This is a genomic window from Psychrobacter sp. CLB018 (assembly GCF_041222815.1).
GTDB lineage: Bacteria > Pseudomonadota > Gammaproteobacteria > Pseudomonadales > Moraxellaceae > Psychrobacter > Psychrobacter faecalis.
This window is the reverse complement of record NZ_CP166085.1, coordinates 59,605-78,691: the sequence shown is the minus strand read 5'-3', so window position 1 is coordinate 78,691 and position 19,087 is coordinate 59,605. Positions and strand designations below refer to the sequence as shown.

The following is a 19,087-nucleotide window of genomic DNA, read 5'->3' as shown; positions in this document are numbered from 1 at the left end:
GAATAGGCTATTGGTATATTGTAGCCTCCCTCTTCTATCGGTTAAATAAGTCATTACTATGTCAAATTATGCCTCATCTTCATCTTATTCCTATCAGCCACAGTCGCCCCAATCCAAAAGCAAGACGTTAGTTGTCGGCTTGACCGGCGGTATCGGCAGCGGGAAGTCGGCGGCAAGCGATTGGTTCGCGCAGCAAGGGATTGATATTATTGATGCAGATGTGATTGCTCATCAAGTGGTCGCTAAAGGTAGCGCTACTTTACGTAAAATCAAAAGAAAATTTGGTGATTGGGTATTAAATGATGATGGGGAAATGGATCGCGCCGCCGTGCGCACTCATGTCTTCACCCATCCTGAAGCCTTAATTGAGCTTGAAGCCATCACCCATCCAGCCATACGCGAAGCGGCAAAGCTGCAACTAGCAGCCAGTACGTCGCCATATGTCGTGCTATCAGCGCCACTACTGATTGAGGCAGCAGAAGCGGGCCTTGCCAATTTATGCCAGCGTATATTGGTGATGGATGCCACCGAGGAAACTCAGCTTGCCCGTGCCAGCCAGCGCGATGAGCAAAGCGTGCAAAAGATTAAAGCCATTATGATTAATCAGCTCAGCCGCGAAGAGCGTAATCGTCATGCAGATGATGTGGTGCTTAACGAGAGCGATCTTGCGGCGCTATATTTACAGCTTGAGCCATTACATCAAAACTATCTTACGCTTGCCCAGCAGCTAAAGTTCGCTGCCGATTAATCTCATAGAGCGCCATACCAGTCGCCACACTCACATTTAAGCTTTGCAGGTTACCATGCTCGTTGCCTGACATCGGAATATAAACCAGCTCATCGCAGCTCTCCATCGTCAGGCGACGCATGCCCTCGCCCTCAGAGCCCATAATAATCGCAGTTTTACCCGTCATATCAGCAGCATGTATTGGCTTTGCCTCTGCATTTAATGCGGTGCCAAACACAAAGACGCCAGCATTTTTAATCTTGCTTAACGTACGAGCCAAATTGGTCACACTAACGATAGGCATCATCTCGGCAGCTCCTACCGATACTTTCGCAACCGTTGGCGTCAGGCTTGCCGCATGGTGTTTGGGGCAAATAACGGCATCAACGCCCATGGCCACTGCGGTACGTAAACACGCACCAAAGTTATGCGCGTCGGTAATTTGGTCGAGCACCAATAATAAGCATTGCTCACGCTTAGCAAGGGTATCCAATAAACCTTCGTCAGCGAAACCTAACGGACGCGCATTCAGTACCACGCCTTGATGCTGCGGGCTACCGCATAGCTGAGTAAGCTTATCTTTTTGTGTCGGTTGAATACTAATACCATTATCACGTGCTTGCGCCATAATCGCTTGTACGTGGCTGTCGCTCTCACGTCCTTGTTGGACAAATAAACTGAGTCCATCAAGCGGGCGATATTCGAGTAAGGCTTCAATCGCGTGAATGCCATAAAAATAGCTAGGTTTTGCCATAGTGGGTCTACAATATAAAAGTGGTATCGCGTACGGCGATAAAAAATAGGAAATATAGTCAGTCCTAAATAAAATCAGTACAAGTATGATGACCCGCTACTGGTATTCATTTTGCGCAGCCTCTGTCTGCGTAGGCACAGCAAGCAAGGAAAATGAATACCAGTAGCTCTATGTTCATCTTATAGCGGACTGCCTATATAACGATAATTGTAGCAATTAACGCGTGGCGAAACGAAAAATTATTAAAATAATTGCAAAAAAAAGAAATAAACCTTGGCGTAAGATTTATTTCTTCTAACTTGTTTATTTAAAGGGGTGGCAAGTTGTCTTGTAACACCTTTAATCGTATGATTTTTTAGCCAGCTTAACCTTCTAAATGACAAATATACTGCACGATTTCTTCTGTACGCAAATTAAAACCACTATTGCCTTCGACTACGAATGACTGTCCTGCGCGGTAGTAGCTAAATTCTTCCTCACCGTTTATTTTGACCTCACACTCACCGCTGATGATTTCGATGCGCTCCGAAGTATTGGTGCTAAAGTGATAGTGCTCAACCAAATTGTCGCAAGGCAAAATAACCCCGAGCGTTTTATGGCGACCGTCCTCAAACATAATGGTATGGCTTGAGCAACGACCATCGTAGGATATCGTGGCTTGAGCATTGACTGTTACATTGGTAAATTGCGCCGCTGTCATAGTGGCTTCCTTATCAAATAATTATTGCCAAACTAAAAGACCAAATTGAAAAACTAAATAGCAGAATAACTCATCGCTTAACTGACAGTTCTATTACAACTTTTTGACGATTCACTCTATATTTAGCTCGATATAACTGTTAACCAAATAAAGACTCGCATAGAGAATACACTATGAAAAGTAATGATGAAACGCTTACTTTGTCTAGCATGAACTCACCTCTCGTCTTTTACTAGAAACATCATAGATAGCAGATTGTATGAAAATCTGGTGGTAAGAGTTTATCATTATGTGAGATTATGCTACCACATTATATCTATAAAGTTTGTTACAGCGACTAGGAAAGTTGCGCTTATTGTTAAATGAATACCTAGCTTTGATTACCTTTAAAATTTGTATTTCCTACCTTTTGCCACCATAATATTTGCCAATTATCGTTATCTTATTAACACCATTTACCAAAGCTGTTTTTATTTATTTATCCTATTGTAGACCTAAAAATCAGCCTAATTGCTGATATTTATTGTCTGCCATGAGAGGCGTTGATGCTCGTATCATTAACTTTACAGCAGTTTGCATTGATTGCTCAGCATGAGCTGAGCATGGCTGAAGGCTTCAATGTCATCACCGGTGAGACAGGTGCTGGCAAGTCATTATTACTAGATGCGCTGTCTTTGTGCGTAGGTGAGCGCGCTGATAGTGCCATGGTCAGGCACGGCGCGGCGTATGCTGATATCTATGCGCAGTTTGATGTAGAAAATAATGACGTCGTGGCAGAATGGTTTGCCAAGAACGAGCGCCCTTTAGAAGAACCTGAAGTCTTGATTCGCCGTCAGCTTAGTAATACAGGACGCTCTAAAGCCTGGTTAAATGGCACGCCGGTCAGCTTAGCGGAACTTAAAAGCTTAGGCGCTTTATTGGTAAACATTCATAGTCAACATGCCCAGCAAGCCTTACTAAAGCCACAATTTGTGGTGCAATGGCTTGACGAGATGGCACAAATCACGCCACTTGCTGTACAAACGACCAGCAGCTATCAAGCTTATCAGCAGCTCAAACGCCGCGCTGATGATATCGCCAGCCGCGAAGCTCAGCGTCAAGATCGCATTCAATTGTTGCAAAGCCAGCTTGCTGATATTGCGCCGCTACTCGCGGTTGATTATGCAGAAGTAGAAGCGGAGCACGAAGAGCTGTCTAATATCGAAGCGTTGATGACGGAAGCCAGTCACGGTTTACACCTGCTCGATAATGACACCGATGAGCCGGATGTCATGACCTTGCTCGGGCAAGCAATTAAGCTTTGCGACAATCAAATGAGCGTCAGTCAAACCTTTGAGCAGGCGTCCGAACAGTTGCATTTGGCGCAGCAGCAAATCACTGAGGTCACAGGCTTGCTATCGGATTATGCGGAACAGCAATTACCCGACCCTGAGCGCTTGCAAACACTCGATAGCTTAATCAGTCTTGGGCACCGCTTGTCGCGTAAGCATGGCCTGCCGGCAAGCGATTTGATTGATGAAGCAAAGCAGTGGCAAGCGCAATTAGAACAGTTAGAAAACGAGCCAAGTAGTGATGCAATGGCAGCGCAAATCGAGCAAGCATGGCAAGAGTATTTGTCACTTGCCACTGAGCTTAATAAACAGCGCTCAAAAGCGGCGCCAAAAGTCAGTAAACAGCTGATTGCGCAATTACAACCGCTTGCCCTGCCAAATGCGCGCTGCGAGTTTGTCTTTACCAAAAAGACCGATCCTAGCCAGTATAATGGTCAAGGCTGCTATGATATCGATTTGTTGTTTAGCGCCAACGTCGGTATGCCGATGCAGCCGCTACATAAAATTGCCTCAGGTGGTGAGCTGTCGCGGATGGCACTGGTCATGCAAGTTCTGCAAGCGACCAATGCTAATAATAATGCTGCCAAGCCGATGCTCGTCTTTGATGAAGTGGACGTCGGTATCAGTGGCGGTACGGCGCAAGTGGTTGGTGAGCTGTTACGTGCGCTTGGGCAGACGCAGCAGTTATTGGCCATTACTCACCAAGCACAGGTTGCGGCGCAAGCGCATCAGCATATCTTGGTACAAAAACATCATGATGAGCAAACTGAGAGCGAGTTATTAATTTTGACCGATAGCGCGCAAGTCGATGAGCTGGCCCGTATGTCTGGCGGTGTGACCATCACTGATGTCACCCGTGACCATGCACGTAGCTTATTAAGTGATGTTAAATAATGATTATCGAGTGATGGCTACTAAATAGCTGGCAGGTACATGGTTAGTAGAAAATAACTCGCAAATAATGACCAGTCGAGAGTACAGTCTTTTAGCAAACAATCGCTAAATATTTGCTTTAGTTGATTTTTTACGCCTAAACGCCATATAGTGGTCTATCCTCTTAATAATTTCACCTTTAATATTAGGTTGCGTTTGTTTATATGTCTAAAGCCAATTTGACCCATCACTTCTTAATCGCGGCGCCCGAGCTGTCAGACCCACGGTTTGAGCAGGCGCTGATTTATATCTGTCGCCATGATAAACATGGGGCGCTTGGTCTGATGGTCAATCGTCCGATAGAGCAAGCGCGCGTCGGCAAACTGCTAGAAGACTTAGACATTGAGGTCACCGATCCGCAAGTAATGGAAGATATGGCGCTAGAAGGTGGGCCTATGTATCCAGAAGTCGGTTTTGTCCTGCATACCGGTCAACCAGAATGGGCGTCGTCTTTTGCCATCTCAGAAAACGTCTGTATTACTACCAGTCAAGATATTCTAAAACGCATCGCTGCTGGTCAAGGTGTCGGGCATTATCAGCTGTGCTTAGGTCATGCCAGCTGGGGTAAAAAACAGCTCGACCAAGAACTTGCGAGTGGCGACTGGCTGGTTTGTCCTGCGGATCTGAATTTACTGTTTGATACGCCATTTGCAGAGCGTTGGCAAATCGCTGCCGATAAGATTGGCGTTAATTTTGACTATTTGAGCAGCGATATTGGTCATGCCTAGCGTTATATATTAAGTGCTATATACTGAGCAGCATTTGCTTCATGAAGACAGAAACAGGAAGTACCCCAAATTATGGTCAATAGTATTCTTGCAGATAGCGCGGGCGCTATAACTACTGATAGCACAGACGCTATAACTACTGATAGCGCTACAGAGCCAACGATTAAGCCGCATCTAATTTTGGCGCTCGATTATGGCGTCAAAAAGATGGGGATGGCGCTAGGCAATTCTATTACCGAGACGGCGCGCGCCTTTGATATTTTGGCGATGAATAATGGTCAGCCGGATTGGGACAACCTGCTTGGTATTATCAAAGTTTGGGGCGTGGCAAAAGTGGTGGTCGGATTGCCACTCAATATGGATGGTAGCAGCTCAATGTTGTCCAAGCGGGCGCACAAATTTGCTCGTCGCTTAGCGCATAGAATTATGGAGCAGCGTTTACCCGTCATTGTCTCTCTCTGTGATGAACGTCTGACCTCAGTTGCGGCGCGTGAGATAGCTTGGGAGAATGGCTGGATTCAAAACGAGCGTGACCCGATTGATGATATCTCCGCCTGCATCCTGATGTCGACGTATTTTGCTGATCCGAGTAGCAGTCTCGCCATCGACGCCATTAAAGCGAATTAGTAGAAAGCGGTTGAATAGTACGCTAAATCCATGGCTAATATACCGCGCCTCTTCGCTATATCATCTAAACGAATAAATGACTGATTAATATGACCACTGTCTCAGATCCATCTTTGCAAAACAAGTCGCAACGTGGCTTTGCACCGCTAGCGATTGCGCGTATCAAAGGCGCGCAGCGAGCAAACCAGATAGCGATTTATCTTATTTATGCCGCTATTCTCGCCTTTATGGTCTTTGGCACCATTGCTAGTATCAAAGCCTTTCATAACAATCAGCTGCTTTATCAATTGTTCTATAACCTGCCCTACGCTTTGGTGGCGCTGACGATTCCTATTACTATTTATGATGCATTGGTGATTTATCGTTATCGCTTAAATCAGCCATCAATGATTGCCATGAGTATTGGTGTATCGACGGTTATATTACTTGGCGGGCTACTATTTGCCGATACTGCTTGGTTAGGATTGGCATGTTGGCTTGGGGTGGCGTTTTTATTTAAGGTGAGCTTTAAGCGCTTTTTTAACTTTTTAGACGCTGAAGAAACGTCTGAAAATGTTAAAGAAACATAAAACTTCCTGATAAAAATGCCATCACTAATAAAGAACTGAAAACATTCACCATATTTTATTGATTTAAAAAACGACTATGACAACTTCAACATCTGATAGTACCATTCAACATCATTTAGATACCCAAGGGCTGATTTGCCCTGAGCCGGTGATGATGCTACATCGAACCATACGTAATGCCGAAGCTGGCGCAGTGATTGAAATACTCGCTACAGATCCTGCGACCACTCGCGATATTCCTAATTTTTGCCGTCATTTGGGGCATGAGCTTGTAAAGCAAGAAACGCTTGCTGAAAATGTGCCGTTAAATATTGATCCTGATGAAATCACAATTACGGACGATGATGATGCACCTATTAACGCCACGCTTTATCGCTATTTGGTGAAGAAAAAGAATGCTTAAATGCATTTGATTGAGCTTAAAGCACTCATAGCATCAACGCACTAATAGCATCCAGATATCTTTGCTTTGTACGAAACATATCATTCACAAATTAAAGGTAGATAGCATGTTAGCGCCCCAAAAGCAGTATGTGCAGTGGCTCGAAAACAAAGACGGCAGCGAGACGTTACATCAAGCACTTTGGTTGTCGGAAAGCAATCATGCGCCGCCTGCGCGTATTGTGTTGGTCTATGATAAAACGACCGCCGATGAGGCTTATCGCTTGGCTTGCGGAGGCACTTCACTACTGTGGCGTGGTGACTTTCATAATGCACGGCAACTGCTACAAGCGCTCAATCGACGCATCGAGCGTACCAATGAGCGCTCTGAGCTACGTAAAATAAAAAAAGCAGCAAATCAATCTGCAAAATCCAATAAAAATGTAGATAAATCTTCAGAGTTATCCAAAAGTATTCCTAACTTATTTCATCAGCAGCGCCAATTGCAAGCCCAGCGTGCGCGCATATTAAGCCGTCTGCTACTCGAGCTTGATGCCAATTATGTCAGCCAATTACGCCGCGCCCCTGATATGAGTGCGGCTTGCATAGCTGCTTTTGGTCAGTTGGATAATGAACTGAATGAGTCGTATGTGCTGTCTTTTCGTGACCTACAAGGAGCGCTTGGTGCAGCGCAGTGGCGCGAAAAAGGCGTTCCGATTGATGGTTTAGATTTATCGATATTCCCGCATTATGGTGTCTTTGCCCCAACCCGCCATGAATATGTGCAGCTATTACTCGAGGCGCCACTGCCAGATACTTGTGATGTCGCTTATGATATCGGTACGGGCACTGGCTTGCTGGCTATTATCTTAGCGCAGCGCGGTGTCAAACAAGTAATTGCCACCGACTTAAATCCGCGAGCTTTAACCTGCGCCAGCGAAAATTTTACGCGATTAGAATTAGCTAATGTACAGTTGCAACAGGTGGATTTATATTCAACGGATGCGCCACTCGCTAATTTAATTGTCTGTAATCCGCCTTGGCTACCCGCTAAGCCAAGCTCGCCGTTAGAGTATGCCGTTTATGATGCCAATAGCAAAATGCTGCGTGGGGTTTTGCAGGGCGCGAAATCTCATTTAGCTAAGCAAGGAGAAGTCTGGTTGATTCTGTCGGATTTGGCTGAGCATTTACAATTACGCACTCGTGAGGAATTATTAGGCTGGTTTGCTGATAGTGGTTTGAAAGTAAAATACCGCCTCAATACCAAACCTAAGCATAGTCGCAGCCAAGATGAGTCTGATCCACTATTTGCAGCGAGGAGTAGCGAGATTACTTCATTATGGTGCTTAGAACCTGCCTAATCTTTAATAATTGATAATTAATCATTGAGTATCAAATTATGAGCCGCGACCGCGCCGTCCAACAGCGCCAACCTAAAGCGCTAGCCGTCGATGACGAGCCAGCTTACATCACCGAGTTTCGGCAAGCAATGCTCGCCCGCGGTTTAGCAACGCGGACGCGTAATGCTTATGTGCGCGATTTACGTTCTTGCGAGCTGACCAATCCTATCGCGCTGACGAAATGGCAGCCTGAAGACGTGCTGCACTGTTTATCAACCCTTACCATCGAGGGCAAAACGCCGCGCACGCAAGCACGTACGCTGTCAAGCTTGCGCCAGTTCTACCTTTGGATGATTGCTAGTAATTTGCGTGAGGACAATCCGTGCGAGCGTATCAAAAGCCCCAAATTAGGTCGTCCACTGCCAAAGGATTTGAGCGAGGCCGATGTCGATAACCTCCTCGCTGCACCTGATAGCAGCACGGCGCTCGGTCTACGTGATAAAGCCATGTTAGAGGTGCTCTATGCTTGTGGTCTGCGCGTCAGCGAGCTGATTAATCTGTCGCTTGAGCAAGTCAATCTAAACGCTGGTTGGCTACAAATTACCGGTAAAGGCAATAAAACCCGCTTAGTGCCACTCGGCGAATATGCAGCAGATGCGCTAGAAGATTATCTAACGCACGCTCGTGGCGATTTGATTGCGCATTTGAAATCTGGTAATTGCCAAGCGGTGTTTTTGACCGCGCAAGGCGGCTATATGACACGGCAGAACTTTTGGTATCTATTAAAGAAATACGCCAAAGTTGCCAGCATAGATAAAGAGCTATCACCGCATACCCTACGCCATGCTTTCGCCACCCATTTACTCAATCATGGCGCAGACCTGCGTAGCGTGCAGTTATTACTGGGGCACAGTGATTTATCAACCACACAGATTTATACTCATGTGGCGACGGCGAGATTGCAGAAGTTGCATGCCGAGCATCATCCGCGCGGTTAGAATTGAAATTAAAGATTTATTGATGATTGTAAAAGGAATAAAACGTGTCGCAAGCTCAGCCATCTACTTTGCCTACCCTAACAAAAGGGCAAAACTCTGCCCTCAAAAACCTGACCATCATGGGTTACTTAGAAGGCACGTCTTTTTTATTATTGCTTGGTATCGCCATGCCACTAAAATACATGTTAGGTATTCCTGAAGCAGTGAAATATGTCGGTATGGCGCATGGGGGATTATTTATCGCCTATATTTTGATGCTGTTGATTGCAACGAGTAAAATAAAAATGCCGCTATGGGCAATGCCTGCAGGTGTGCTTGGCTCGTTTTTACCATTTGGTCCGTTTATATTTGATCATTTATTAAAAAAGCGTTTGAAAAAATAGAATTAAGTATTTTTGGTTATCGATTAGACCTCTTGCAAAAGTCATAGGTTTAGCTCGAAATTAATGATACCAGCAAACAGCTTCATTCTAAGATCATAGCGCTGACGACGGTTACGATATTTATGAGCCACGATTTTGAACAACTTGATTAAGCCTATTTTGTGCTCAACCACAATACGGAACTTTGCCAGATAGTGATTGGCCTGTTTGCATATCTCCAGTAACTGACCACCACGTGGCTTTTTAAAAGGGGTGAAGGTTTGCTTATGTAGCTTTGCTAACCCTTGATAGCCACTATCTGCTAGTAATTTAGCATTGTCAGGAAGCCAATCAGGACAAGTATCTTTATAGAGCTTAAAATCGTGGATTGACCCTTTACAGGTTTGCACATCAAGTATCAACCCTGTTTGCCAATGAACGATAACCTGCGCTTTCAAGGTGTGTTGTTTTTTCTTACCGCTGTAGTAGTCTCTTTGGTTTTTTTTGGACGCTCAATTGGGGTTTCGGTCGCATCAACAATGACGACGCTCCAATTGATGTCATCATCGACGCGACTAGGGAGCTTTTTGGGCAATTCAAACTTGCCAGAGTCAATCAGGATGTCTTCTACTTTACGGATGATACGACTAGCAGAAGACTCATGAATACCAAAGTCCATACTGATATGATAAAGCGTGCGGTATTCACGCCAATAAGTCAGGGCTAGTAGTATCTGCTCCTTAAGACTGAGCAAGCTTGGTCTGCCTGATTTGGTTTTAGATGCTTCATGCTCTTGCATGGCCTCAAGCATGTCATAAAAGGTGGCTTTATGAATGCCAGTGTAGCGTTTAAAACCAGCGTCACTTTGTTTGAGTAGCTTATCTATGTTTGGCATGGTTCCTAAAAAGTTATGAGCGTCTTCTTATTTTAATTCCCTTTGCTACTTTTGCAAGAGGTCTATTGTCTTTAGACTTTTGAGGATAGTGATCCGTCAAGAACAAGATAAAATAAGTTGGACACCCAGTATCATCCGCCTAGATAAACCAAAATGCTTACCTTATTTTGCTATCACTATACTAGGGTTACGCGCTTTTATTTCTTGGTAAAATAATCGTTTGTCTTTTGGCGATATTAATACCTTTTTATTTTTATAGTCTACCTCAAGTCTATCTAACGACAGAGCTGGTGCAGAAACCATATTTCGGGTTGGAGCAATATAAGTAATGTCTGTAAGCTCAATACGCTGCGTAGAAAAACCATTATTTATAAGAAGATGACCGTCTGATAACGTATATTTCGTACCAAAAAACGGCATAAGCATTAATACTATAAAAGGTAAGAAAATAAATGCCAAAAAAATAGCTTTAGCTAACGAGCCGTTTTCACTTTTCTTCCATTGCCAAAATGGAATGCCAATCATCATAAAGCTACCTCCCAAGAGCGTAAATCCAATCCAGAAATCAATTTTAGATGTAAATACAATGTCTGTCATAAAATACTCTATAGTTAGCTAAAGCGGATTTAAGTCTAGCAATAATAATCAATCTTATCTTTAACTAAGATAAATTTTAAATGAATCCCTAGCTGCAAACCTGCCCTTTTCTCGTTACAATACCTGCCATAGTATATTAACCTTCTATTTATTAAATAATCCGAGAATCCCATGAGCCATAGACCCCCTGCTGACCTGTTAAAAAGCGCCGAACACTGGCGTGAAGATATCAACTTTCGCCAAGATGTGCTGGGCAAGCCGTTTGATTTTGCGACCACATGGGGTATATTCTCGCCGCAAAAGCTCGATGATGGCAGTTTGATGCTGCTTGATTATGTGGATTTTCAAGCGGATGATGATTCGATAGATTTGGGCTGTGGCTATGGCGTGCTTGGTATGACGGCGGCGCGTGAATGTCCGAATGGACTGCATACCTTGATTGATAAAGATTTTATGGCGGTAGAATATGCGCGCCGTAATTGCGAGAAAAACGGTCTGAAAAATGTTGATGTGCATTTGTCTAACGGCTTTAATCATGTGGCAAAAGACAAAGACTTTAGCCTTGTGATGTCGAACTTGCCAGCCAAAGTAGGTAAAGAGCAGCATTATTTATACTTCCTTGATGCCTATGCGCGCATGCGTCAAGGTGGGCGTTTTTATGTGGTGACGATTAATGGCTTGCGTCAATTTATGAAGCGCTCATTTACCGAAGTGTTTGGTAATAGCGAAAAGGTTAAACAAGGTAAAACTTATACCATTACCATGGCGACCAAAGACTAAGCTTAAGCAACTTAAAAACTGAGCAAACAAAAATCCCGCTAACAAGATGATGTCTTAGCGGGATTTTTTATGGCTAAATTTTTAGAACTATATTTTTAAAGTTATATTTTTACAATTACATTTTTAAGGTTACATTTGCCGCTTCAACAAATAACCACCCAATATCGCACTGGCGATAATCGGTAATAACACCATTAATAATGGCGAGAATCCAGTCGCGAGCGAAACAAAGCCAACCAAGTCTTGCACATAACTAAACAGCAAGCCAAATAGCAATGCCACCACGATGCGTAAGCCCAAGCTATGCGTACGTAGTGAGCCAAAAACGAATGAGCAAGCGACAATTACCAGCGATAAAATCGATAATGGTGACAGCAGCTTTTGCCAAAAGGCCAGCTCATGACTTAACGAGCGCGTGCCTTGCTGGCGCATAAATTGGCGATGCTCGTATAACTGGGTCAATGATAAATCTTCGGCCTTACGAGTGAGTAAATACACCGACTCAGGGGCAAAAGGCAAACTCAAGGTATCTGACGGTGCGATAGCTTGGCTACTCTCAAAGCCCTGACCAATCATCAGCTTGGTCATATTATTCAGCTGCCACTCGTAACGGTATTGCTCGCTCGGCTTGCTGCTATCGGTATCTATCGGTTCGCGGCCGATATATTTGCCGCCCTCAGCATGAATAGCAGATTGCAGATTGCCATTATTATCCAAATGCCAACGTTTAACTTCGCCGATATTGCCTTGCACATCGGCATAATCGATATATAAAATATCGCTGCCATCTGGCTTGGCACTGCCGTCTTTTGCACTCTCAAAGCGTGGCTGTACCGTCCAATAACCGCGTACCGAGGTGACAAGCGAGCTGTTATCTTCATCGTTAATCTCTTGCGCCAACTGATTCGAATGCGGTAGGACAAACTGATTAATCACCAATGCCAATAGCACAAAAATCAAGGCAGGCTGCAACACCCAGCCGACGATACGATAAACACTGACGCCAGCAGCGCGCATGACGACCAGCTCGCTTTTATTGGCCAATAAACCCAAACCGACCACGGCGCCAAGTAACGCGCCCGTTGGGATAAATTGCTCTAAAAAGTAAGGCGAGCGATAAAAGATATATTTAATCGCCTCGCCCATCGTATAGTTATCATCTAACGAATCTAGCTCAGACAAATAAGAAAATACCAGCTGCAATGCCCACAAGCCTATAACCGCGCCGATGATGGCAAGCAAAGCGTTTAGTTTAACGTAACGGCTCAGCACTTTTAGATTGGTTGGTTTAGGCGCAAATTTCAGTTTGGCTTTTGGCGAATTTGGCTTTGATGAATTAGACGATGATGATTTAGAGAATAAAGCGCTCATTAGGATTGTCCTCCTTGTGAGCCATTGCTTTTTTGGTCAATATTGCCTTGATGCTCGCTAACGGTTAACAGCTCATCTGGTTTGCGAAAGCGCAAACGATGTTGGACGCGGCTGCCCCAATTCATATAGAGCGCCAATGCCATAAAGCCTAATACCAACCATGCATACGCCCAAACGCTAACACTGCCTTTACTCACCGCATTTTTGAGGGAAATAATACCCAGCGCACAGCTGACAAATAATAAAATCGATGGGAACAAGCGCAGCCAGCGACCTTGACGCGGACGTACTTGCGCCAGTGGCACGGCCAGCATCGGTGCAATAATCATGAGCCAAGGCAATGCCAGACGATAGCCAAGCTCCCCTTGTGCCGCTCGTAATGCTTTTTCGCTATTCACTGCTGTACTGCCTGTTGCGGCTTGCCATAATGGACCAATCGCTTGGGTTTCGATATTGGCTTCGGTGATGACTTCTTTAGAGGATTCGGTCAAGGTGATACGGTAGCGATCAAAGCCCACTTGATTGTATTTTAAACTGCCCGCGCCGACTTCATAGCGGCGACCTTGGAATAAGTCCAATTGGGTGACGCCGCTACTGCCGGTATCTACTTGCTGAGCGCGTTTGGCAAGGGTAATGGTATCTTTACTGATACTATTCTTGCCTATAGGGGCTTTTGGTAGCTCTGGAATATTGAGCTGCTCAGCAGTTTCTGGGTCGATATTATTATTTACATCAGCGGCCGCGTTTTTTGCTGCATTGCCTTTAGGCTTAGGCTCAGATTGTATCAATATCACATCTTGCAATTGCTTTTTATCATCACTCAAGCTGCCGACGTACAAATGATAATTGCCACTACTGATAAACTGATTGGGACGTATCAAATCAAAGGCACTGGTCAATGCCTGCTGCTGCCAAACACTTTCTGATGAGCGCACGCCCCACGGTTTACCAACAATAGATAAGGCTGCCTCTCCCACAAATAATGCCAATATCAATGGTGTCATCAACCGCCCAAGCTTACCACGCGACACGCCGCTGGCATTAATCACCGCCATTTCTTGGTCAACATACAAGCGCCCAAATACTAGCATGAGTGCGATAAAAAACGCCAACGGTAGGATAAGCTCTAAAAAGTAGGGCAAATTATAACCAATGATGGTAAATAATAAGCTGATGTCTAAATTGCCTTCTGCGGCAATACCAAAATAACGGATTAAACGGCCGCCGAGCATCATCACCACTAAAAACCCCAACACCAAAGCGGTCGTTGAGGCAACTTGTTGAGTCATATAGCGGCGTAATATCACAATAGGCACTCTTTAAGAAAGGTTGGTATGCGCACAATTTAGCGCAGTTTGACTGGCGCTACGTTATAAATAGTAGCGATAAAGATAACCGCTAATCCTAGCATATTTTGCTCAAAAATGGCTGTAAAATGTGTTGGAAAACATTGTATGCATCTTGCTATAAGCCTTGATTGTTTGGTTCATAATAGCTAAAACTAACAAAGCCTACAGCGTATATTGTTTATAAGAATACCTTAATCTAAAGGTGAATCTATTAACTATTTACGCCGTATGTTTGCTTTATACTATTTAGCAAAGTTTGTTTGTCCTTGGTATCATTTGCCGCGCTTTTTTGGGTTTTGTTGCTAAACTACTGTTTCTGCCAAATTTAATTAGTACAAATACTTTAAATAGCACAAATAAATAGGTAGTCGATTCAAAAAAATACAGAATTGCTATGTTGATAGCGACGCCGCGCTCGCTGCGCACTCGCCTCGCAATATGCTACACTATTGTGCTAGCTGCATAAGCAACGGTATTTAAAAAGTATTATTTTAAAAAGCACGAATACATTAATAAAATACGCATTTCATAACTCTAATAAGGATAATTATATGAATATTAAATTAACGCAAACCCTGCCAAAAACCCATACACAAAAAATACTTAAAAAAGAAGCCAAAAGTAAAGATGCCGCCTGTCTTGTGGTACTCATCGATGATAAGAAAAATATCTTAGCTGAAGCCACATTAAGCGATTATCAAAGCCGTATTAAGCAATTGATGGAAGTATCACATTTTAATGGTAAAGCCTGCGAAACCGTCGCTGATTATGCCTTGGCTGGTGATAAAAAAACGGCTAAAGAAAATCCAGTACAGCTGTTACTCGTCGGTGTGGGTAATATTGATAAGCTTAGTCATAGCGGCTTGCAGAAAATCGCTAATACCATTTATCAAAGCACGCAAAAACGTGTTGACTCTATCACCGTTGCTTTAGGTGATGCGCTAGAAGAAAATCATTTCAGCCAGTTTGCTTTGAATTTACTCGCAGCAAGCTACCGTTTTGACAAATATAAATCTGAGCAAAACACGCCTGTTTTAACCGACATCTATTTACTTGCCGACCAGTCTTTGCAAGCGGCATTAGACTTTGCTCAAGCGGTATTCGCTGGTCAAAGCTTGACCCGTGATGTCGCCAATGAGCCGGGCAATATCTGCTTCCCAGCTTACATGGCCGAACAAGCCGAAGCGCTTGCCAAAGCTTATCCTGACTTATTAAAAGTCACCGTCTTGGGTGAAGATAAGATGTCAGCGCTGGGTATGAACTGCTTCTTAGCGGTTGCCCAAGGTTCAGCCAAAGAAGGTAAATTGGTATTGTTAGAGTACCGCGGTAAATCTAACTTTAGCGCTAAAGCCAGCGCTAGCAAAATCGCTAATAGCGGTGCAAAAGTAACGGGCGGTCTAAAAGCCTTGGCAGATAAATTACCGACCAAAGCTGCTAGTAAAAAATCTGACAAAAACAGCGATGCAAAAACTGTCAATGATGATGCGCCTATCGTCTTAGTCGGTAAAGGCGTGACCTTTGATTCAGGCGGTATCTCAATCAAACCCGGTGCGGCGATGGATGAGATGAAATTTGATATGGGCGGTTCAGCCTCAGTACTCGGTACGATTAAAGCTTTATGTGAAGCGCGTCTACCAATTAATGTCGTTGGTGCGCTTGCTTGTGCGGAAAACATGCCATCAGGTGATGCCACGCGCCCAGGCGATATCGTCAAAGCCATGAATGGCAAGTCGGTTGAAATCTTAAATACCGATGCCGAAGGTCGTTTGGTGTTGGCCGATACGTTATGCTATGTACAGCGCTATAATCCAAAAGCCATTATTGATGTGGCAACGTTGACCGGCGCTTGTGTGGTTGCCTTAGGTCACGTGCGCTCAGCGGTATTTAGTAATGACGAAGACGTGTTATTTGAACTAGAAAACGCCAGTCATTTATCGGGCGATTTAATCTGGCATATGCCGTTAGATGATGAGTATCAAACACAGCTTGACTCGCCTATCGCTGATATGCAAAACATCGGTGGTAAAGGTGGCGGGGCTATCACAGCCGCTTGTTTCTTATCTCGCTTCGTTGAAGAAGGTCAAGCATGGGCGCATTTGGATATCGCTGGTACGGCATGGAATTCTGGTCAAGACAAAGCAGCAACTGGTCGCCCTGTTCCGCTATTTATGCAATACCTCAAAAACAGCGCAAACAATGCCTAATCTGTTATTAATAATCTATTGGTAAAATACCAATTTATGAAAATGAATTTATGAACATCAGTTTTTATATTTTAAGTGAGAGTAAAGCCCAAGATATCTTGGGCTTTATTTGTCAATTGACCCAAACCGCGCTGAACAAAAGCAGCCAACCGCTCTTGATTCTCATTGATAAAGATGATGAATTGCTATCGACGCTTGATGAAGCGCTATGGTCATATGATGCCGCAAGCTTTATACCGCATCAGCGACTTTTGCACGCTACTATTTCTGAGCCTAAAGATGCTAGTAAACCTGTGCAAGATAATAATGAGGCATTAGCCCCTGTTTTACTTAGCAGTTATATGCCAGCGGATTTTAAAGGTATTGTCCTAAATACCACCATCCATCCTGTCAATCGTTTTATGGCAGCGACCAATAATGCCCAGCCTACTCGGGTGCTTGAGCTGATAAAACCTGACCCTGAGAGTACGCAAGAAGGTCGGCATAAATACAAAGCCTATCAACAATTGGGCTACGAGCTGACCCATTTTAAGGTTTAATCGACAAACCTTATCTATTTTTTGTCTTAAAAAACACTTCTATTTTTTCACATTGTGCACTTTTACTTGACCTTATGTGCCTAGGTAGGCATGGGTTAAAGGTAGGCGTTTATCTTAAAAAAATGCTACCATCCTTCGATTACTTTTCCGTTCTATTATAAATTTTATATTTATTGACAAAGTCGAGGGTGTATAGATGCGTTCATTGATTGCGATGTACCAGCGTATAGGGCTGGTGCCGCTTATTATTATCGGTTTAATATTAGGCGTTTTGATTGGCTGGCTGGCACCAAATATCGGTGTTGCGCTGGGCCTATTAGGGACGCTATTTGTCGGCGCCCTAAAAGCAGTCGCGCCGATATTGGTCTTTATTTTGGTCATGGCAGCGATTAGCCAACATCGCAGTGGCAATGAGGTGTATGTCAAACCGGTGTTGATTATGTATATGTTCGGCACTTTTTTGGCAGCACTGACCGCCGTTGGCGCAAGCTTCTTATTCCCAACCGAGCTAATATTGGTCAATGCCAACATTGAGCAAGTACCCCCTGCTAACCTGCAAGAAGTACTCACCAACCTGCTGATGAATTTGGTTGCCAACCCTGTGCAGGCCATCGCTGATGCCAATTATATTGGTATTTTAGCGTGGGCAATCATCATTGGTTTTGCCCTACGTCAAGCCAGCGATACCGCGCGGGCGGTGGTCAGTGATTTTTCTGATGCCATCTCGCAAGTGGTCAAATGGGTCATTGCGCTAGCGCCATTTGGTATTTTAGGCTTGGTTGCCAATACCGTCGCTGAGACAGGCTTTGCCGCCCTAGCAGGTTATGCGCGCATCTTGATGGTACTGGTCGGTTGTATGTTGTTTATTGCGCTAGTGGTCAACCCTATTATCGTCTTAGTTAAGACGGGTAAAAACCCTTTCCCACTGGTGTTTACTTGCCTGCGTGAATCAGGGATTACCGCGTTTTTTACCCGTTCATCAGCCGCTAACATTCCGGTTAATATGAACCTTGCACGTAAATTAGGTCTACACGAAGACACTTATTCAGTCACCATTCCGCTAGGTGCGACCATCAATATGGCCGGTGCGGCGATTACCATTAACGTCTTAACCCTAGCAGCAGCGCATACACTTGGTATCGAAGTAAGCTTTGCCTCAGCGCTACTACTAAGTTTGGTCGCAACGATTAGTGCTTGCGGCGCTTCTGGTGTGGCTGGTGGTTCGCTACTTTTAATTCCATTGGCAGCAAGCTTATTTAGTATTCCAAACGATATCGCCATGCAAGTGGTGGCAATTGGCTTTATCATCGGGGTGGTACAAGATTCCGCTGAAACTGCCTTAAACTCGTCAACGGACGTCTTATTTACCGCTGCCGCTGATCCAAAATATGCGCGTTAATTTTTAATTATTGACGTTGGTTTTAATGAAAAACCGTCATTTTTAAAGCGGTATTTTTAATAGTATAAAGGGTCTCATTTAGAGACCCTTTTTTATGGGTAATGACAAGACACTGGCTATTTTAAATGCTCAACGTCTACTTCAATCACCGGCATCTGCATATCAAGCTGGCGCTTAAATTGGCGCAGCTGCTCAACCTCATCTAGTAACTCCAGTATCAAACCAATCGCCGGCACGCTGGCTTCAAAGTCACGGCTGAGGCGCGAGGCACGGCGTACGGTTGTCAGCTGATAACCGGTAAATTGCTGACGCTCTGGTACATCATATTCGATAATATTTTCTTCAAGCAATTCGATGACCCATTGGCGCTCTTGCCCACAGGCAGATACGAGCTCATCTAGGCTCAAGATAATGTCGGTAAATTCAGGCGAGTGTTTCATAATGATTATCCTCGTTTGCGCTTTATTTTATCGTATGGTCGTTATCTCTATTACAGGGCGATT

At 44.2% G+C, this 19,087-nt stretch carries 21 protein-coding genes; 13 read left to right on the top strand and 8 right to left on the bottom strand.

Going from position 1 to position 19,087, the window contains the following annotated elements; all coding sequences use genetic code 11:
- The first annotated feature begins 58 nt into the window (after nt 1-58).
- Nucleotides 59-748: a dephospho-CoA kinase gene (gene coaE / locus AB8P72_RS00355; RefSeq protein WP_068407908.1), complete on the top strand. Its 690-nt coding sequence runs from the start codon at nt 59-61 to the stop codon at nt 746-748.
- On the opposite strand, the gene rlmB is transcribed toward coaE, so the two are convergent.
- Both rlmB and AB8P72_RS00345 read right to left on the bottom strand, forming a co-directional pair.
- Complete coding sequence (rlmB, locus tag AB8P72_RS00350; RefSeq protein WP_068407911.1) at nt 711-1,481, bottom strand: 23S rRNA (guanosine(2251)-2'-O)-methyltransferase RlmB; 771 nt, start codon at nt 1,479-1,481, stop codon at nt 711-713. The two genes, coaE and rlmB, sit on opposite strands and share 38 nt — an antisense overlap.
- Before the next feature lie 364 nt (nt 1,482-1,845).
- A complete protein-coding gene (locus AB8P72_RS00345; RefSeq protein WP_068407914.1) occupies nt 1,846-2,181 on the bottom strand; it encodes a pyrimidine/purine nucleoside phosphorylase in 336 nt (111 codons plus the stop codon).
- A gap of 545 nt (nt 2,182-2,726) precedes the next feature.
- On the opposite strand from AB8P72_RS00345, the gene recN reads away from it, so the two are divergent.
- The 8 genes from recN to AB8P72_RS00305 all read left to right on the top strand — a co-directional run bounded on the left by recN (nt 2,727) and on the right by AB8P72_RS00305 (nt 9,471).
- A complete protein-coding gene (recN, locus tag AB8P72_RS00340) occupies nt 2,727-4,406 on the top strand; it encodes a DNA repair protein RecN (RefSeq protein WP_068407916.1) in 1,680 nt (559 codons plus the stop codon).
- Between the two features lie 203 nt (nt 4,407-4,609).
- Entirely contained in the window at nt 4,610-5,173 is a 564-nt protein-coding gene (locus AB8P72_RS00335) for a YqgE/AlgH family protein (RefSeq protein ID WP_068407919.1), read from the top strand.
- A 72-nt stretch (nt 5,174-5,245) separates the two neighbouring features.
- The gene (ruvX, locus tag AB8P72_RS00330) at nt 5,246-5,800 is read left to right on the top strand and encodes a Holliday junction resolvase RuvX (protein WP_068407922.1); all 555 of its coding nucleotides are present in this window, start codon (nt 5,246-5,248) and stop codon (nt 5,798-5,800) included.
- Between the two features lie 89 nt (nt 5,801-5,889).
- Nucleotides 5,890-6,369, top strand: coding sequence for a hypothetical protein (locus tag AB8P72_RS00325; protein WP_068407925.1), 480 nt, complete (start codon nt 5,890-5,892; stop codon nt 6,367-6,369).
- A 76-nt stretch (nt 6,370-6,445) separates the two neighbouring features.
- The gene (tusA, locus tag AB8P72_RS00320) at nt 6,446-6,772 is read left to right on the top strand and encodes a sulfurtransferase TusA (protein WP_068407927.1); all 327 of its coding nucleotides are present in this window, start codon (nt 6,446-6,448) and stop codon (nt 6,770-6,772) included.
- A 106-nt stretch (nt 6,773-6,878) separates the two neighbouring features.
- Nucleotides 6,879-8,111: a methyltransferase gene (locus AB8P72_RS00315; RefSeq protein WP_369957880.1), complete on the top strand. Its 1,233-nt coding sequence runs from the start codon at nt 6,879-6,881 to the stop codon at nt 8,109-8,111.
- Between the two features lie 38 nt (nt 8,112-8,149).
- Nucleotides 8,150-9,088 carry a site-specific tyrosine recombinase XerD gene (xerD, locus tag AB8P72_RS00310; protein WP_068407934.1) on the top strand — a complete coding sequence of 313 codons (939 nt, stop codon included), beginning with the start codon at nt 8,150-8,152 and terminating at the stop codon, nt 9,086-9,088.
- A 44-nt stretch (nt 9,089-9,132) separates the two neighbouring features.
- Nucleotides 9,133-9,471 carry a DUF3817 domain-containing protein gene (locus AB8P72_RS00305; RefSeq protein WP_068407936.1) on the top strand — a complete coding sequence of 113 codons (339 nt, stop codon included), beginning with the start codon at nt 9,133-9,135 and terminating at the stop codon, nt 9,469-9,471.
- 41 nt (nt 9,472-9,512) lie between these two features.
- On the opposite strand, the gene AB8P72_RS00300 is transcribed toward AB8P72_RS00305, so the two are convergent.
- The 3 genes from AB8P72_RS00300 to AB8P72_RS00290 all read right to left on the bottom strand — a co-directional run bounded on the left by AB8P72_RS00300 (nt 9,513) and on the right by AB8P72_RS00290 (nt 10,942).
- On the bottom strand, nt 9,513-9,908 hold the full coding sequence (locus AB8P72_RS00300; RefSeq protein WP_193029873.1) for a transposase family protein: 396 nt from the start codon (nt 9,906-9,908) through the stop codon (nt 9,513-9,515).
- Nucleotides 9,905-10,345: a transposase family protein gene (locus AB8P72_RS00295; RefSeq protein ID WP_102076715.1), complete on the bottom strand. Its 441-nt coding sequence runs from the start codon at nt 10,343-10,345 to the stop codon at nt 9,905-9,907. The genes AB8P72_RS00300 and AB8P72_RS00295 overlap by 4 nt, the downstream gene beginning before the upstream one ends.
- A 162-nt stretch (nt 10,346-10,507) precedes the next feature.
- Nucleotides 10,508-10,942 carry a PH domain-containing protein gene (locus AB8P72_RS00290; protein WP_068407355.1) on the bottom strand — a complete coding sequence of 145 codons (435 nt, stop codon included), beginning with the start codon at nt 10,940-10,942 and terminating at the stop codon, nt 10,508-10,510.
- 171 nt (nt 10,943-11,113) lie between these two features.
- On the opposite strand from AB8P72_RS00290, the gene AB8P72_RS00285 reads away from it, so the two are divergent.
- On the top strand, nt 11,114-11,722 hold the full coding sequence (locus AB8P72_RS00285; protein ID WP_068407352.1) for a class I SAM-dependent methyltransferase: 609 nt from the start codon (nt 11,114-11,116) through the stop codon (nt 11,720-11,722).
- Nucleotides 11,723-11,851: 129 nt separating this feature from the next.
- Here the strand turns inward: AB8P72_RS00285 and lptG are convergent, their stop codons facing one another.
- Nucleotides 11,852-13,093 carry an LPS export ABC transporter permease LptG gene (gene lptG / locus AB8P72_RS00280; protein ID WP_068407349.1) on the bottom strand — a complete coding sequence of 414 codons (1,242 nt, stop codon included), beginning with the start codon at nt 13,091-13,093 and terminating at the stop codon, nt 11,852-11,854.
- Nucleotides 13,093-14,382 carry an LPS export ABC transporter permease LptF gene (lptF, locus tag AB8P72_RS00275; RefSeq protein ID WP_369957879.1) on the bottom strand — a complete coding sequence of 430 codons (1,290 nt, stop codon included), beginning with the start codon at nt 14,380-14,382 and terminating at the stop codon, nt 13,093-13,095. Before lptF ends, lptG begins: the two co-directional genes overlap by 1 nt.
- 611 nt (nt 14,383-14,993) lie before the next feature.
- Here lptF and AB8P72_RS00270 point away from each other — a divergent pair.
- The 3 genes from AB8P72_RS00270 (at nt 14,994) to sstT (ending at nt 18,584) form a co-directional block, all read left to right on the top strand.
- A complete protein-coding gene (locus AB8P72_RS00270; RefSeq protein WP_306495373.1) occupies nt 14,994-16,646 on the top strand; it encodes a leucyl aminopeptidase in 1,653 nt (550 codons plus the stop codon).
- A 50-nt stretch (nt 16,647-16,696) separates the two neighbouring features.
- Complete coding sequence (locus tag AB8P72_RS00265; RefSeq protein WP_369957878.1) at nt 16,697-17,185, top strand: DNA polymerase III subunit chi; 489 nt, start codon at nt 16,697-16,699, stop codon at nt 17,183-17,185.
- Nucleotides 17,186-17,381: 196 nt separating this feature from the next.
- Complete coding sequence (gene sstT, locus AB8P72_RS00260; protein WP_068407337.1) at nt 17,382-18,584, top strand: serine/threonine transporter SstT; 1,203 nt, start codon at nt 17,382-17,384, stop codon at nt 18,582-18,584.
- Nucleotides 18,585-18,700: 116 nt separating this feature from the next.
- Here the strand turns inward: sstT and AB8P72_RS00255 are convergent, their stop codons facing one another.
- Nucleotides 18,701-19,024, bottom strand: coding sequence for a chaperone modulator CbpM (locus AB8P72_RS00255; RefSeq protein WP_068407333.1), 324 nt, complete (start codon nt 19,022-19,024; stop codon nt 18,701-18,703).
- Nucleotides 19,025-19,087 lie beyond the last annotated feature (63 nt).